This window comes from Pseudomonas sp. Sample_23 (assembly GCF_004307595.1).
Classification (GTDB): domain Bacteria; phylum Pseudomonadota; class Gammaproteobacteria; order Pseudomonadales; family Pseudomonadaceae; genus Aquipseudomonas; species Aquipseudomonas atacamensis.
Map to the genome: position 1 here is coordinate 1 of NZ_RCNX01000101.1, position 16,518 is coordinate 16,518.

Sequence of the window (16,518 nt, forward strand, 5' to 3'; positions counted from 1 at the left end):
CACGCAATAGCCGAGTAACACCCTCCCCTTGAGCACATCGGTCATCTTCCGCCTTTGTGTCTCAAGGATGAACACCCGCATGACCGCTCCCGAACGTCGTCTGCTGCCAAACGCAGCGGACAAAACCGCCCTCAAAGCCATCGCCACGACCATTGTGCAGAACTGCCCAAGTCTGCTCGATGCGGCCCGGCAAGTTGCGATCGAACTGCTGACCGACAAAGGGCTATCCGGCCTCGATCCCGACCAGGTTTATTTCCATCGATTCAAAACGGCGCAAAGCAGCGCGCTGACCTTTACCGGTTGGGAACACTTGCTGGAAAAGCCTTATGAAACGCTCACCCTCACGCAGTTGGTGATCCATCGCTTTCGTGCGACCGATCAAGACAACGCAGATTTGCTGGGCCTTTACTGTGGCTTCTACTCGGATGGCCCGGACGCGGAGAATTTCAATCAGGACAACGAAGTGCGACTGCTTGGCAGCGATGTGCTGAAGGCATTCTGGGCCGTTGATTTCAGCACGCGTTACAGCGATCAATTGGCCAAATTCTGGCAAACCTCGTCGGAAGATTTCCGCGCCATGGCCAAGTGCAGTTTCCTCAGTCAGGCGGTGCAGGCGCTGCAACAGGGGGACGTTGACGGCAATGATTTTCAACGCATCGTCAGCTCGCTGATCGGCCCCGTTACCTGGCCGGTAACCCTGCAAATGCTCCGATCGACGTACCCGGTCGGCGCGCAGGTGCGCACGCTGGATCTGGACGGTCACGTCGCCACCAACGTGCTGCGTCTGGTCGAAGACAGTGGCCGGCAGACCCTTTACCTGCCGGGACAAGCCCAGGCCTTTCGGCTGATGGACACTGCGGCGGATCTGCACTGGTGGTTGCTCGAACAGATGAATTCAGAGCAGAAACGCCCTTTGTTTCTCAAGCACTTCTCGCTGGCTGACAGCAATCACATCACCGAGAACCTCACCGATTTGATGAACCGTTTGGTGAGCACCTGGGGTCACAGCGATCACCGGATGATCAACCGCAGCAACGTTGCGATCAGCGGTGACGCCTTCACGTGGTTAAGCGATTCGACTCGCGCGGGCATGGCTGCCGAGGCGCATCTGGTGCTCACGTCCAACAGTGATCTGCGCAAGAAACTCTGGACCGGGTATCTGAGCGCCGGGCTGAAAGTGTTCGGCCCGATGGCGGCCGTGGGCTGGCCTGTGGCTTTGCCCTTGATTGGCGCCGGCGTCGCGAACATGGGGCTGAACATCGATCAGGCGATCAACGGCATTACGGCGACCGAACGTAGAGCCGGGGTGATCGGTGCGGTGCTCAGCGCTATCGAAACCGTATTCAATGTGCCGTTCCTGATCGGCACCGGCGCGCAACTGGAAGTCGGGCCACAGGTCGAGTATGCCGAGGCTGAAGAGATGCGCGGTCTGGTCGAACTTGCCTCGGCTGACACGCGATTATTGCCACCTGTGGATCCGCCACCCGTCACAGCGGCTGAAGAAGCAAGCAGCGAGTTGGCAAACGAGATCCCCGGCGGGGCGACATTGGTCGACGCCACTGAGCTGTTGAATACGCCTGCTACACGGCAAGGTTCGACCTTCCCAAAGGTACCTGCCAGCTATCGATGCAACGAGTTACTTGCGCAACATTCCGTAGAGGCGACGCCGGGGAAATACGAAGGCATTTACCGCCTCGACAACGAGCCCGGTCATGCCATCGAAATGGATGGCGCCGCCTATTACGTGCGCTACTTCGCCGACTCGCAGGACAGCGGCAACTGGGCAATCATCAATCCCGAGCGCCCCAATCAGTTCGCTTATTCGTTGCCGGTCCGCCTGGGAAGCGCTGGCAAGTGGGAGCGCATGCCTGCGCTGCGGCTGCGCGGAGGCGGCCAATGCGTGGGCAAGGCGTGTGCGCCGGAGACAGATTTGAGCCCTTCTGAGGCAACACCATCGGTGGATCTGCCACGCGTCGAACCGCTTCCTGGCGTTCCGTGCCCGCTGCGCCTGGTTACGGCGCTCAAAGATATTTCAGAGACGGAAAAACCCGGAATGAGGAGATGGGCAATGAACTTGCCCAACGCTTCTGCCGAGTCAACAAGCGCTGGACGCCGTTATTTACTGGCTACCGACCGTTACCAAGCGCATTTCAGCGAACAACGAACAGCACTGCTGAACAACGCAGGAGAATTCTTTCGAGAGCTGAAATGGACAAATCTGCCGGGACGGCCGCTCATTCCGCAAATCGATCCCTTGATGCAAACCGAAGAGCTGATAGAGCTGATGTTTGCCAATACCGATGGACTGGCGGTCGGTGAAACCCTCGATCGCATCGCCAGCATGCGCTTCATGATCGAGAACATGCCAACATTCGCGCGGCATATCAGAACGCTCTACGTGCGTGGATTGCTGAGTGATTTCGCCCAGGAGGACCTCAACCATTTCTACCTTTCGGGAGACATGTCAGAGGACCTCACTACCTATTTGTCCAGCCTGGGTACCGACCCTGAGAACCGGTTCAACATGCTCGAATTGATCAGGTCTGCCCAAGCCAATGGCGTCCGCGTCCATGGACTGGACGCAGCACAAACCTGCACGCTGAAAATTCCACTCACTTCGATCGAAGAGCAGATGATCAAGACTCGCCTGGCAACGCAGATCATGGAGCGTGACAAGCTCCTCAACAGACCCGGCAAGTGGGTGGCTCTGGTCGATGCCACGAACACCAATACCTTCAGGGACCTGCCAGGCATAAGCGAACTCAGGGGCGGTATCGGTTTGCGCATCGAAGAAATCTGGCCCGACGAGGCAGCCGACGTCAGGATTGACCCGGGCGTGGAAGTCGCTCGCGGTCCATTTCACAACGGGGCGACGACAAGCAACGCCTTCGACCCTCTGTTCGCTGACCTGCGATTGCAGGTCAAGGCCCCCGTGCCGCCATGGAATGACGCTACGCTGGAAAAGCTTCTGCATCGCAATGGCATGTTCGTGATACGGAAAACAGAACCCGGCACATACACACTCGTGCGGCGCAACAGCGCCAGCAACATCGTGCACACAAGGGTGCATTGCACCGCAGATGGCCGGTTTTATATCTGGGACCAGTCGATGCGCCGCATCACCGGCATGATATTCCGCGACATCGCCGCAGTAGCCGAGCGCCTGATCGAGCTCGGCATGACCCTGCAAAGTCGTTTACCCGCCTGACCTGTTTGCAGGGGCCTGAAACGAAAAAACCCTTGGCTTCACACCAAGGGTTTTTCGTTATTCGAACCGCAGCGGGATCACTCCCACTCAATCGTCGCCGGCGGCTTGCTCGACACGTCGTAAGTGACGCGGGAGATGCCTTCGATTTCGTTGATGATGCGGCCGGAAACGGTTTCCAGCAGTTCGTAAGGCAGGTGCGCCCAACGTGCGGTCATGAAGTCGATGGTTTCTACGGCACGCAGGGCCACGACCCAGGCGTAACGACGGCCGTCGCCGACCACGCCGACCGATTTGACTGGCTGGAACACCACGAACGCCTGGCTGACCTTGTGGTACCAGTCGGCCTTGCGCAGTTCTTCGATGAAGATGTGGTCGGCGCGACGCAGCAGGTCGGCGTATTCCTTCTTCACTTCACCGAGGATGCGCACGCCCAGGCCCGGGCCCGGGAACGGGTGACGGTAGACCATGTCGTACGGCAGGCCGAGTTCCAGGCCCAGACGACGGACTTCGTCCTTGAACAGTTCGCGCAGGGGCTCGACCAGTTTCAGGTTCATCTCTTCCGGCAGGCCGCCCACGTTGTGGTGCGACTTGATCACGTGGGCCTTGCCGCTTTTCGCGCCAGCCGACTCGATCACGTCCGGGTAGATGGTGCCCTGAGCGAGGTACTTGATGTTGTCCAGCTTGCAGGACTCGGCATCGAACACGTCGATGAAAGTGCGGCCGATGATCTTGCGCTTCTTCTCCGGGTCGGCTTCGCCGGCCAGGTTGTTGAGGAACTGCTCCTCAGCGTTGGCGCGGATTACCTTGACGCCCATGTTCTCGGCGAACATGGCCATCACTTGCTCGCCTTCGTGCAGACGCAGCAGGCCGTTGTCGACGAAGACGCAGGTCAGTTGATCGCCGATGGCCTTGTGCAGCAGCGCGGCAACCACCGAGGAGTCAACGCCACCGGACAGACCCAGCAGCACGTTGTCGGTGCCGACCTGGGCGCGGATGTTGGCGATGGCGTCTTCAGCGATCTTCGACGGCGTCCACAGGGCTTCACAGCCGCAGATGTCGAGCACGAAGCGCGACAGGATGCGACCGCCCTGTTTGGTGTGGGTCACTTCCGGGTGGAACTGCACGCCGTAGTAAGCGCGGTCGTCGTTGAACATACCGGCGATCGGGCAGCTTGGGGTGCTGGCGAGGATGTGGAAGTCTTCCGGCATCTTCGTGACTTTGTCACCGTGGCTCATCCACACGTCGAGGCCGAACAGGCCGTCGGCGTCAATGTGGTCTTCGATGCCGTCGAGCAGGCGGCTCTTGCCGACCACGTCAACGCGGGCGTAACCGAACTCACGCAGTTCGGAACCTTCCACCTTGCCGCCCAGTTGCTCGGCCATGGTCTGCATGCCGTAGCAGATGCCGAATACCGGAACGCCCAGGTCGAACACTGCCTGCGGGCAGCGCGGGCTGTTGGCTTCGTGCACGGACTCGGGGCCGCCGGCGAGGATGACGCCTTTAGGGGCGAATTCGCGGATCGCATCTTCGTCCATGTCGAACGGGTGCAGTTCGCAGTACACGCCGATCTCGCGCACGCGGCGGGCAATCAGCTGGGTGTATTGCGAACCGAAGTCGAGGATCAGGATGCGGTGAGCGTGAATGTCGAGGGCCATGACTCATTCTCATGTAGTGAATCAGAAACAACTCGGGGCTGAATGAACAGCCCCGGTGATTTAACGTTTTGCTGGAAGCCTCAACCTACGCGGTAGTTCGGCGCTTCCTTGGTGATCTGCACGTCGTGAACGTGGGACTCGGCCATGCCGGCACCGGTGATCCGCACGAACTCGGGCTTGGTGCGCATTTCTTCGATGTTGGCGCTGCCGGTGTAACCCATCGAGGAACGCAGGCCGCCCATCAACTGGTGAATGATCGCGCTCAGGGTGCCTTTGTACGGCACACGGCCTTCGATGCCTTCCGGAACCAGTTTCTCGGCGCCTGCCGAGGAGTCCTGGAAGTAACGGTCGGACGAGCCTTGAGCCTGGGACATGGCGCCCAGCGAACCCATGCCGCGATAAGCCTTGTACGAACGACCCTGGAACAGTTCGATCTCGCCCGGGGCCTCTTCGGTACCGGCGAACATCGAGCCCATCATCACGCAGGACGCACCGGCCACGATGGCCTTGGACAGGTCACCGGAGAAACGGATACCACCGTCGGCGATCAACGGCACGCCAGTGCCTTCAAGGGCGGCGGCGACGTTGGCGATGGCGCTGATCTGCGGCACGCCGACACCGGCGACGATACGGGTGGTGCAGATCGAGCCAGGGCCGATACCGACCTTGACTGCGTCGGCGCCCGCTTCGGCCAAGGCCTTGGCGGCAGCGCCGGTGGCGATGTTGCCGCCGATCACCTGCACTTCAGGGAAGTTCTCTTTGACCCAGCGTACGCGGTCGATCACGCCTTTGGAGTGACCGTGTGCGGTGTCGACCACCACCACGTCCACGCCGGCATTGACCAGTGCGGTCACGCGATCGCCGGTGTCTTTACCGGTGCCGACCGCAGCGCCAACGCGCAGACGACCTTGATCGTCCTTGCTGGCCAGCGGGTAGGCCTTGGCTTTTTCGATGTCGTTGACGGTCATCATGCCTTTGAGGGCGAATTTGTCGTCGACGATCAACACGCGCTCGATGCGGTGCTTGTGCAGCAGTTCACGGACGTCGTTCTTGTCGGCGCCTTCCTTGACCGTGACCAGACGCTCTTTAGGCGTCATCACTTCGCGGACAGTGGCTTCCAGACGGTTTTCGAAACGTACGTCGCGGGAGGTGACGATGCCGACCAGGTCACCATCGTGCAGGACCGGAACGCCGGAAATGTTGTGCAGACGGGTCAGTTCGAACAGATCACGCACCGTGGCATCGGCCTCGATGGTGATGGGATCCTTGACCACACCGGCTTCGAACTTCTTGACCTTGCGCACTTCGGCAGCTTGCTGCTCGATGGTCATGTTCTTGTGGATAATGCCGATGCCACCTTCCTGAGCCATGGCGATTGCCAGACGGGCTTCAGTAACGGTGTCCATGGCGGCAGAAACCAGAGGAATATTCAGTTCGATGCCACGGGTAAGACGGGTCTTGAGACTGACTTCGTTGGGAAGCACCTCGGAATAACCGGGCACTAGGAGAATGTCGTCGAATGTCAGAGCTTCTTGGCTGATACGCAGCATCGCGGGGGCTCCCGAGCGGGAAAATGGAAGCGCGCCATTATAGTCAGACACCCCCTGCTGTTCAATGTAAAACTCAGCCTAATTGATAGATGGAAAAGCCCGGCCCTACAGCTCCACCTTGACCCAAGAGACAGGTTGATCGAGCCAATCGGCGAACTCGTCGATAAAGCTCTGCTTGAACCCCGCCTCCAGCCAATTATTGAAAATGAAGCCGAGGTTGGAAAACGCGCACTCCTGCAAAAACAGGAAGCCGTTGATGTCGTCCTCATGCCCGCATTCGGGGCAGGTGAAATTGTCGGTGCGCCCTGGAAACCAGTCTTCAAGACTTTCGAACAGCGCCTCGCCCACTTCGCGGCGGCACTCGGCGCAACCAGCCTCCTCGAGAAAGCCCTTGGCCGGTGTGTAGATGCAGCGTTTGGTGACGATCTCCAGGCCATTGGTCGGCTCGCCGAACGGCAGCGCTTGCGGGTGCAGCACCACCGCGCGAGCACCGTCGGCGATGGCGTGGGCCATGCGGTTGCCGGTGCGGCCGCAGGTGGTCAGCTGTTCTTCGATGATGTTCTTGCGCACCAGCCAGCGCACGATCGCCCGCGCCCGGGGCTCGTGCACCGGCAGGGTGGAGATTTTCGGGACGATGATGCTTTGCGAGTTCATGGGAAATCCTGCGGTGTGACTTCTGACGCCTTCGCGAGCAAGCTCGCTCCCACAGAGATTGCATGCCAATGTGGGAGCGAGCTTGCTCGCGAAGAGGCCCTGAAGGCCGGCAGCTTAATCCCTGAAGAAATCCGGTCAAGTGCTGAAATAGCGCACGATCAACGCGATGCCGCTGGCCAGCACCAGCCACGTCACCAGCCGCACAAACGCCTCGCGCGACAATCTCATGGTCAGCCGCCGGCCGATCCACAAGCCCAGCGCCATGGCCGGCAACAGACACAGCGCCAGCATCAACAAGGGTAGCTCGGCATACACACCGGCGATGACAAACAGACTCAAGCGCACCACGGTGCTGCAACTGATCAAGGCACTTTGCGTGGCCCGCGCCGCGTCCTTGGGCAGGCGGCTGTTCAGATAGATCGCGTAAAGAAAGCCGCCGCTGCCAAACAACGCGCCGAACAACCCGCCCACTGTGCCCATCGGCACCGCCCACGCGGCCGACAACTGTGCCGGCCGCGCTTTCACCCACAGGCTGTAAACCGCATAGGCGCTGATAAACAGCCCCATCAAAAGCAGTAACAGATCGGATTTCAGATTCAGCAGGAAGATCACCCCCAACGTGCAGCCGATCGCCATGCACGGCAGCAGCCTGAGCAATTCCGGCTTGGCGACGTCGCGCCGCGAGGGCAGCAGATTGCCGAATGCCGCGACGAAATCGAGCAGCACCAGCAGCGGCACGATTTTCGACAGTGGCATGAACAGGATCAGCATCGGCCCTGCGACCAGCGCCGTGCCGAAACCGGCGATGCCGAATACGATGTAGGCCAAGGCAATGGCCACCCCGATGACCGCCCAACCGCCCGCGCCCCACGACCACGTCCCCAACAGCTCCATCATGCTCATCGTCCGCATCCTTTATAAGACGCGCTGACTGTAGCCAGTAGCGGGCAGCACGACCAGATATCAAATTGATCCCATGTGGGAGCGAGCCTGCTCGCGAAGGCGGAGTGTCATTCCCCGTTGTTGTCCGCTGACACAATGCTTTCGCGAGCAGGCTCGCTCCCACAGGGTTTTGTGCGGTGTCATGGTGATTGGCGGGCAAATGCCTTTAAACTGCGCCCCATGATTAAAGATCCCTTTGCAAGACTTGGCCTGGACCGTGAAGTCCTGACCGTCAGCCAGCTCAACGGCCGCGCGCGGGTGTTGCTTGAAGACGTGTTCAGCAACATCTGGGTCGAAGGCGAAATTTCCAACCTCGCACGTCCGGCGTCCGGCCACGTCTACTTCACCCTCAAGGACAGCGGCGCGCAGGTGCGTTGCGCGCTGTTCCGGCAGAACGCCGCGCGGGTGCGCCAGGCGTTGAAGGACGGTCTGGCGGTCAAGGTGCGTGGCAAGGTTTCGCTGTTCGAAGGCCGTGGCGACTATCAGCTGATCCTCGACACCGTGGAGCCGGCCGGTGACGGCGCGCTGCGTCTGGCCTTCGATGCGCTGAAGGAAAAGCTCAGCGCCGAAGGCCTGTTCAGTGCCGAACGCAAAGTGCCGCTGCCCGCGCATCCGCAGCGCATCGGCATCATCAGCTCGCCGACCGGCGCGGTGATTCGCGACATCATCAGCGTGTTCCGCCGCCGTGCGCCGCAGGTGCAACTGACCCTGATTCCGACCGCCGTGCAGGGCCGCGAGGCTACCGCGCAAATCGTCCGCGCGCTGAAAATGGCCGATGCCCGCGGCTTCGACGCGCTGATCCTCGCCCGTGGCGGCGGCTCGCTGGAAGACCTCTGGTGCTTCAACGAGGAAGCGGTGGCGCGCGCGGTCGATGCCTGTGTCACGCCGATCGTCAGCGCCGTCGGCCATGAAACCGATGTTTCGATTAGCGATTTTGTCGCCGACGTCCGCGCCCCGACGCCCTCGGCCGCCGCCGAGCTGCTCGCCCCGGATTCCAGCCATCTGATCCGTCAGGTCGAGAGCCTGCACCGGCGTCTGGTGATGCGCATGCGTGACCGCTTGATGCGTGATCGCCTGCGTCTCGAAGGCATGGCGCGACGGCTGCGGCATCCCGGCGAACGTCTGCGCCAGCAGGCGCAGCGTCTGGATGATCTGGACATGCGCATGCGCCGCGCATTCGAGCGCAGCCTCAATACGCGTCGAGAACGCCTGATCCGTCTGGAAACCCGTCTCGCCGGGCAACATCCGGGGCGCCAACTGGCCATGCTCCGCCAGCGCCTCGACAGCCTCGCCGAACGTTTGCCCCGGGCCATGCGCGATGCTCTGAAACAGCGTCGGCAGCAATTGCACAGTCAGATGCAGACCCTGCACGTGGTCAGCCCGTTGGCGACTCTCGGCCGTGGCTACAGCATTCTGCTCGACGAGCGTGGCCACGCGATCCGCAATTCTGCGCAGACCCACACCGGCCAGCGCCTGAAAGCCAAACTCGGCGAAGGCGAACTGCAAGTGCGCGTCGAGGACAATCACCTGACGCCCGTCACCCTCTCTTTACTGGACTGATCCATGCCGCGCTTTCTCGCTCCGCTGCTGTTGCTCTGCCTGACCTTCAACGCCCACGCCGACAGTTACATCACCCGGATGCTGAACAAACCGGTGCCGGGCGGCGTCGCCGTGGTGGATCTGGGCACTGCCGCGCAGGCGCCGAAAGCCACTTATCTGGGCAAACCGGTGCTGGTGGTCAAGGAGCAGAACAACTGGCTGGCGATCGTCGGCGTGCCGCTGACGGTCAAGCCCGGCGCGCAGCAGATCAGCAGTGGCGGGCGCAATCTGCCCTTCACCGTGGGCAGCAAGAAATATCCGGAACAGCACATCACCCTGAAGAACAAACAGCAGGTCAATCCGAACGCCGACAATCTCAAGCGCATTGAAGGCGAACTGGCGGAACAGATCGCGGCTTACCGCAGTTTCAGCCCGAACACGCCGAGCAATCTGCTGCTGGACAAACCGGTCAACGGGCCGCTGTCGAGCAAGTTCGGTGTGCGTCGTTTCTTCAACGGCGAAGAGCGCAATCCTCACGCCGGCCTCGATTTCGCAGTGCCAGCTGGCACGCCCATCAAGACCCCGGCGGCGGGCAAGGTGATTCTGATCGGCAATTACTTCTTCAACGGCAACACGGTGTTTGTTGACCACGGCCAAGGCTTTATCAGCATGTTCTGCCATATGTCGAAGATCGACGTGAAGAACGGCCAGCAACTGGCCCGTGGCGCAGTGGTCGGCAAAGTCGGCGCGACTGGCCGGGCAACCGGGCCGCATATGCACTGGAACGTCAGCCTGAATGACGCGCGGGTGGATCCGGCGATTTTCATTGGTGCCTTCCAACCTTGAATATGTGTTGAGGCGACCGGCCTCTTCGCGAGCAGGCTCGCTCCCACAGGGGATCTTTGTTGTGAATAAGATCCAGTGTGGGAGCGAGCCTGCTCGCGAAGGCCGCCTATAAAACACCGCCATACTCAATGAATCTCCAAAAACTCAATTGCGCCCCAATCTAGCCTTACGCAAACATCAACAACTTCCACCGCCTTGAGCGCAATAAATTCCTGCAAAATCCCGCTTTCCGGGTATTCCTCTCAATTTTTTCCGACTGCTTGCCATCCTTTCCCCTCGCGGTTAGGGTTGAGGCCATGAAAACCTCTCACACCCTCATTCAGCTTCGCCAGCACCGCAGCCTGTGCCTCGTCAGCGCACGACTGCCAGGCTGAATCGCTGCGCCTCGTCCCACGCTTTTCCAAGAACATTCGTTCAACCGGCAGGCCGCCTCTTTTCGGCCCAGACAACAAGGAATTTCCCGATGAGCATGCTCAAAGACCCGTCTTCGAAATACCGCGCGTTTCCCGTCATCAACCTGCCGGATCGCACCTGGCCGTCGAAGACCATCGACGCCGCGCCGATCTGGTGCAGCTCCGACCTGCGTGACGGCAACCAGTCGCTGATCGAGCCAATGGACGCGGCGAAGAAGCTGCGCTTCTGGAAAACCCTGGTGCAGGTCGGTGTGAAGGAAATCGAAGCGTCGTTCCCCGCCGCGTCGCAAACCGACTTCGACTTCGTGCGTACCCTGATCGAAGAAGGCCACATCCCGGACGACACCACCATTCAGGTACTGACCCAGGGCCGTGAAGACCTGATCGAGCGCACTTTCGAATCGCTGCGCGGGGCGAAGAAAGCCATCGTTCACCTGTACAACGCCACCTCGCCTTCTTTCCGTCGCATCGTCTTCAACCAGGACAAGGACGGCATCAAGGCCATCGCGGTCAACGCTGCCAAGCTGTTCGTCAAATACGCAGCCATGCAGCCGGAAACCGAGTGGACCTTCGAATACTCGCCGGAAACCTTCAGCGCTACCGAGCTGGAATTCGCCAAGGAAGTCTGCGACGCCGTGATCGAGGTGTGGAACCCGACGCCTGAGCACAAGATGATCCTCAACCTGCCGGCCACGGTTGAATGCGCAACGCCGAACGTTTACGCCGACCAGATCGAGTGGTTCGGTCGCAACATCAACCGTCGCGACAGCGTGATCATCAGTCTGCACACCCATAACGACCGTGGCACTGGCGTCGCGGCCACCGAGCTGGGCCTGATGGCCGGCGCCGATCGCGTCGAAGGCTGCCTGTTCGGCAACGGCGAACGCACCGGTAACGTCGACCTCGTCACCGTCGCGCTGAACATGTACACCCAGGGCGTCGACCCTGAGCTGGACTTCTCCGACATCGACGGCGTGCGCAAGGTCGTCGAAGAGTGCAACCAGATCCAGGTGCATCCGCGTCATCCGTACGTTGGCGACCTGGTGCACACCGCATTCTCCGGCTCGCACCAGGACGCGATCCGCAAGGGCTTCGCCCAGCAGAAACCGGACACCCTGTGGGAAGTGCCGTACCTGCCGATCGACCCGGCCGACATCGGTCGCAGCTACGAGGCGGTGATCCGCGTCAACAGCCAGTCGGGCAAGGGCGGCATCGCTTACTTGCTGGAGCAGGAATACGGCATCAGCCTGCCACGCCGCATGCAGATCGAGTTCAGCCAGGTGGTGCAGCGTGAGACCGATCGCCTGGGCCTGGAGATGACGGCCAAGCAGATTCACTCGCTGTTGATCAGCGAATACCTGCAGGCCAACACTCCTTACGCGCTGGTCAGCCATCGTTTGCAGGAAGAGAACGGCAACAGCGCCGTCGAAGTCGAAGTAGCCAGCAAAGGTCAGGGCGAAACCAACCTGCACTGGCGCGGCAAGGGCAACGGCGCGCTGGAAGCACTGGTCGCCGGCCTGCCGATTCCGGTGGAAATCATGGACTACAACGAACACGCGATCGGCGCGGGCACCAATGCCAAAGCAGCGGCCTATATCGAACTGCGAGTGAACGGTGAACGTGCGGTGCACGGCGTGGGTATCGATGAAAACATCACCACCGCCAGCTTCAAGGCATTGTTCAGCGCGCTGAACCGCTCGCTGAGCCAGCCAGAGGCAAAAGCAGCGTAATCGACCGTTGAAATGCGAAAGGCCCCGGAGTGCAAACTTCGGGGCCTTTTTTTGTAGATCAAAGGATGCGATCGTTCCCATGCTCCGCGTGGGAATGCCTCAAGGGACGCTCCGCGTCCAGTGACGCGGAGCGTCACGGGCTGCATTTCCACGCAGAGCGTGGGAACGATCGGCCTCGTTAGGTGAACTCGAAAGTGTCGGCATCCAGATTCGCCGGAAAGCGCTCGCGATACGCCGCCAACGGCGCCGCTTCCAGAACCACCTTGAACACACCATCCGCCTCCCCCGCCGCCAGCAACGTCTCGCCCTGGAAATCCAGCACCTGACTGTCGCCGGTATAGGCGAAGCCTTTGCCATCGCTGCCCACCCGATTTACCGCTGCCACGTAGCAGAGATTTTCAATCGCTCGTGCCGGCAGCAGGCGGTTCCAGTGCAGACGCCGTGCGCCCGGCCAGTTCGCGGTGTACAGCAGCAAATCGGTGTCCTGCGCATCGCGGCTCCACACCGGGAAACGCAGGTCGTAGCAGATCAGCGGACGAATCCGCCAACCCTTGAGCTCGAACTGCACCTGCCGCTCGCCGGGCGTGTAATGGTTGTGCTCGCCGGCCATGCGGAACAGGTGACGCTTGTCGTAATGCAGCACTTCGCCGTCCGGCCGCGCCCAGAGCAAGCGGTTGCGATGGCTGCCGTCAGCCGCCTGAATGATCACGCTGCCAGTGATGACCGCATCGAACTTCGCCGCCTGCGTCCGCAGCCATTTGCTGGTCGGGCCGTTTTCGGCTTCGGCGAGGGTTTCCGATTCCATCGAGAATCCGGTGGTGAACATCTCCGGCAGGATGATCAGATCGGCGCCACGGGCCTGTTCCAGCAGCAGCTCGAAATGCTCGAGGTTGGCCTGGCGGTCGTGCCACGCCAGGCTGGTCTGGATCAACGCCAGAGTCAGGTCTGGCAATGCACTCAGATCACGCATAGTTTCGCCGCCGCTTCACGCAGCGTCTCCTCGCGTTTGGCAAAGCACAGGCGTATCAGGCGCTGGCCTTGCGGTGGATGCTGGTAGAACACCGACACCGGAATGCTCGCGACACCGTGCTCGCGAGTCATCCACATGGCCATCTCGACATCGTTCAGATCAGGACGGATCTGCGAATAATCGACCAATTGGAAATAGGTGCCAGTGACCCGGGTAAAACTGAAGCGCGACGGCGCGAGCAGATCGCAGAACAGATCGCGCTTGGCCTGATAGAAACCCGGCAGCTCTTCAACGTGCTCCGGGTGCTCGGCCATGTAATCGGCCAGCGCGTATTGCAGCGGCGTGACGCCACAGAAACTGACGTACTGATGCACCTTGCGCAATTCGGCTGTCAGCGCTGGCGGGGCGACGACGTAGCCGGTTTTCCAGCCGGTGACGTGGTACGTCTTGCCGAACGAACTGACCACGAACGCGCGTTGATACAGCTCTTCATGGGCCAGCACGCTGACATGCGGCACGCCGTCGAAAACCAAGTGCTCGTAGACTTCGTCGCTGATCAGATAGATGTCGCGATCACGGATCAACGCCGCCAGTTGATCGAGCTCGGCGCGGCTGATCAATGCGCCGCTGGGGTTGTGCGGGGTGTTGATGACGATCATTTTCGTCCGCGGGCTCAGGGCCGCAGCGAGCTGGTCGAAGTCGATGGAGAAATCGACCGGATTCAGCTGCACATGCACGCAACGACCACCCGCCAGCTCCGTTGCCGGTGCGTAACTGTCGTAGCACGGATCGAAGACGATGACTTCATCGCCGCTGTGGATAACGGCCTGAATCGCGCAGAAGATCGCCTGGGTCGCGCCGGGTGTTACCGTCACTTCATGATCGGCATCGACAGTCACGCCGTAGCTGCGGGCGATCTTGGCCGCGATCTGCTGACGCAATGCCGGCAAACCGGTCATCGGCGAATACTGGTTATGGCCACTGGCGATATGCCGCCCGACCGCATCACGCAACGACTGCGGGCCGTCGAAATCCGGGAAACCCTGGGACAGGTTGATCGCGCCGGTCTGCGCCGCGAGCTGAGACATCTGCGTGAAAATAGTGATGCCGACATTCGGCAGCTTGCTGGTGATCATCGGGGTTCTCTGCTCAACACCCGGCTCTGACGACGGCGCGGGAGAGCCCGAGGATAGCCCATCCGGCGCCCATAAAAAAAGGGCGCCAAACGGCGCCCTTCTCTCATTGAACAAACCCAATCCTGTGGCGAGGGGATTTATCCCCGTTCCGGCTGCGAAGCAGTCGCAAACCCGTTGAATGCGGTTTGACTGATACACCGCGGACACAGGTTTTGGGGCTGCTGCGCAGCCCATCGGGGATAAATCCCCTCGCCACAAAAGCCCCACACAAAATTGTAAAGGGCCTCGGATCACTTCTTGTCGCGGCGCTTCTTGCTGGCTTTCTTGTTGTGCGACATCAAGCGACGCTTCTTGTTGACCTGGCGGTCGGTCAGCGTGTTCTTGTTGCCTTCGTACGGGTTCTCGCCGCCCTTGAACTCGATGCGGATCGGCGTACCGACCAGCTTGAGTACACGACGGTAAGTGTTTTCCAGATAGCGCACATACGACTTCGGCACTTTCTCGATCTGGTTACCGTGGATCACGATGATCGGCGGGTTCGCACCACCCAAGTGAGCGTAACGCAGCTTGATCCGGCGGTTGTTGACCATCGGCGGCGCGTGCTCGCCCACCGCATCTTCCAGAATCTGGGTGAGTCGGTTGGTCGGCCAGCGGGTAACCGCGGACTTGAACGAGTTCTGCACCGAGGCGTAGAGGTTGCCCACGCCCGTGCCGTGCAACGCCGAGATGAAGTGAATGTCGGCGTAGTCGACAAAGAACAGCCGGCGTTGCAGCTCGACTTTGACGAAGTCGCGCTCGCTCGGCGTCATGCCGTCCCACTTGTTGATCGCGATGACCAGCGCACGACCGGATTCGATCGCGAAGCCCAGCAGGTTCAAGTCGTGATCGACCACACCCTCGCGGGCGTCCATCACGAAGATCACCACGTTGGCGTCTTTGATCGCCTGCAGGGTTTTGACCACGGAGAATTTTTCGACTTCTTCGTGGATCTTGCCGCGCTTGCGCACACCGGCAGTGTCGATCAGCGTGTACTTCTCTTCATTGCGCTCGAACGGAATGTAGATGCTGTCGCGGGTGGTGCCCGGCTGGTCATACACGATGACCCGGTCTTCACCGAGCATGCGGTTGACCAGGGTCGACTTGCCGACGTTCGGACGGCCGATGATGGCGATCTTGATCCCGTCTTTTTCGCTCGGGCCAGGAATGCGCTTGGCTTCCTCGCCTTCGGCAACGACTTCTTCCTCTTCGCCCTCAGCCGGCTCGTCATCATCACGCGGGAATTCGCTCAGAGCGGCTTCCAGCAATTGCGTGATGCCACGGCCGTGGGCGCCGGCGATCGGGATCGCGTGGCCCATGCCCAGCGGGGCGAATTCGGCGCGGGCCATTTCCGGGTCGATGTTGTCGACCTTGTTGGCCACCACGTGGGAACGCTTGTTACGTTTGCGCAAATGCTCGGCGATCATCTGGTCGGCAGCGGTAAAACCGGCCTTGGCATCTACCAGAAACAGCACCACATCGGCTTCTTCGATGGCCAGCAGCGACTGCTCGGCCATTTTTTCGTCCATACCATGTTCGTCACCGGAGATACCGCCGGTGTCGATCAGAATGTAGGAACGCCCTTGCCACTTGGCCTCACCGTACTGGCGATCACGGGTCAGACCGGACAGGTCGCCGACGATGGCGTCACGCGTCCTGGTCAGGCGGTTGAACAAGGTGGACTTGCCGACGTTCGGTCGGCCCACCAGGGCGATTACGGGAACCATGCGGCTCTCCACTTCGTTATTTCAGAAAATACAAAAGCCGCTGCGAGGCAGCGGCTGGTGCTCGGGGCAACACCCGGAGGCGCTGCAAACCCTGCTGATGCAGGGCCGCTTG

The 16,518-nt window shown here is 60.7% G+C and carries 11 protein-coding genes; 4 read left to right on the forward strand and 7 right to left on the reverse strand.

Going from position 1 to position 16,518, the window contains the following annotated elements; all coding sequences use genetic code 11:
• Window positions 1-79 precede the first annotated feature (79 nt).
• Window positions 80-3,208 carry a DUF6543 domain-containing protein gene (locus D8U82_RS26225; protein ID WP_130903254.1) on the forward strand — a complete coding sequence of 1,043 codons (3,129 nt, stop codon included), beginning with the start codon at window positions 80-82 and terminating at the stop codon, window positions 3,206-3,208.
• 77 nt (window positions 3,209-3,285) lie between these two features.
• Here the strand turns inward: D8U82_RS26225 and guaA are convergent, their stop codons facing one another.
• The 4 genes from guaA to D8U82_RS26245 form a co-directional block, all read right to left on the reverse strand.
• Window positions 3,286-4,863: a glutamine-hydrolyzing GMP synthase gene (gene guaA, locus D8U82_RS26230; protein WP_016773344.1), complete on the reverse strand. Its 1,578-nt coding sequence runs from the start codon at window positions 4,861-4,863 to the stop codon at window positions 3,286-3,288.
• Window positions 4,864-4,943: 80 nt separating this feature from the next.
• The gene (guaB, locus tag D8U82_RS26235) at window positions 4,944-6,413 is read right to left on the reverse strand and encodes an IMP dehydrogenase (protein WP_016773343.1); all 1,470 of its coding nucleotides are present in this window, start codon (window positions 6,411-6,413) and stop codon (window positions 4,944-4,946) included.
• Window positions 6,414-6,518: 105 nt separating this feature from the next.
• A complete protein-coding gene (locus D8U82_RS26240) occupies window positions 6,519-7,067 on the reverse strand; it encodes a sugar ABC transporter ATPase (protein ID WP_130903255.1) in 549 nt (182 codons plus the stop codon).
• 135 nt (window positions 7,068-7,202) lie between these two features.
• Window positions 7,203-7,970, reverse strand: coding sequence for a sulfite exporter TauE/SafE family protein (locus tag D8U82_RS26245; RefSeq protein WP_125925681.1), 768 nt, complete (start codon window positions 7,968-7,970; stop codon window positions 7,203-7,205).
• 219 nt (window positions 7,971-8,189) lie between these two features.
• Here D8U82_RS26245 and xseA point away from each other — a divergent pair, with 219 nt between their 5' ends.
• The 3 genes from xseA (at window position 8,190) to leuA (ending at window position 12,537) form a co-directional block, all read left to right on the forward strand.
• Window positions 8,190-9,569 (forward strand): exodeoxyribonuclease VII large subunit, encoded by a 1,380-nt coding sequence (gene xseA / locus D8U82_RS26255; RefSeq protein ID WP_130903256.1) that lies wholly within the window; start codon window positions 8,190-8,192, stop codon window positions 9,567-9,569.
• A 3-nt stretch (window positions 9,570-9,572) separates the two neighbouring features.
• Window positions 9,573-10,394 carry a peptidoglycan DD-metalloendopeptidase family protein gene (locus tag D8U82_RS26260; RefSeq protein ID WP_130903257.1) on the forward strand — a complete coding sequence of 274 codons (822 nt, stop codon included), beginning with the start codon at window positions 9,573-9,575 and terminating at the stop codon, window positions 10,392-10,394.
• 463 nt (window positions 10,395-10,857) lie between these two features.
• Window positions 10,858-12,537, forward strand: a complete 1,680-nt coding sequence (gene leuA, locus D8U82_RS26270) for a 2-isopropylmalate synthase (protein WP_016773339.1) — start codon at window positions 10,858-10,860, stop codon at window positions 12,535-12,537.
• Between the two features lie 178 nt (window positions 12,538-12,715).
• On the opposite strand, the gene D8U82_RS26275 is transcribed toward leuA, so the two are convergent.
• The 3 genes from D8U82_RS26275 to der all read right to left on the reverse strand — a co-directional run bounded on the left by D8U82_RS26275 (window position 12,716) and on the right by der (window position 16,406).
• Window positions 12,716-13,507: an amidohydrolase gene (locus D8U82_RS26275; protein ID WP_125925683.1), complete on the reverse strand. Its 792-nt coding sequence runs from the start codon at window positions 13,505-13,507 to the stop codon at window positions 12,716-12,718.
• Window positions 13,495-14,643, reverse strand: a complete 1,149-nt coding sequence (locus D8U82_RS26280; protein WP_024014209.1) for a pyridoxal phosphate-dependent aminotransferase — start codon at window positions 14,641-14,643, stop codon at window positions 13,495-13,497. Before D8U82_RS26280 ends, D8U82_RS26275 begins: the two co-directional genes overlap by 13 nt.
• Window positions 14,644-14,933: 290 nt before the next feature.
• Window positions 14,934-16,406 (reverse strand): ribosome biogenesis GTPase Der, encoded by a 1,473-nt coding sequence (gene der / locus D8U82_RS26285; RefSeq protein ID WP_024014210.1) that lies wholly within the window; start codon window positions 16,404-16,406, stop codon window positions 14,934-14,936.
• Window positions 16,407-16,518: the final 112 nt, after the last annotated feature.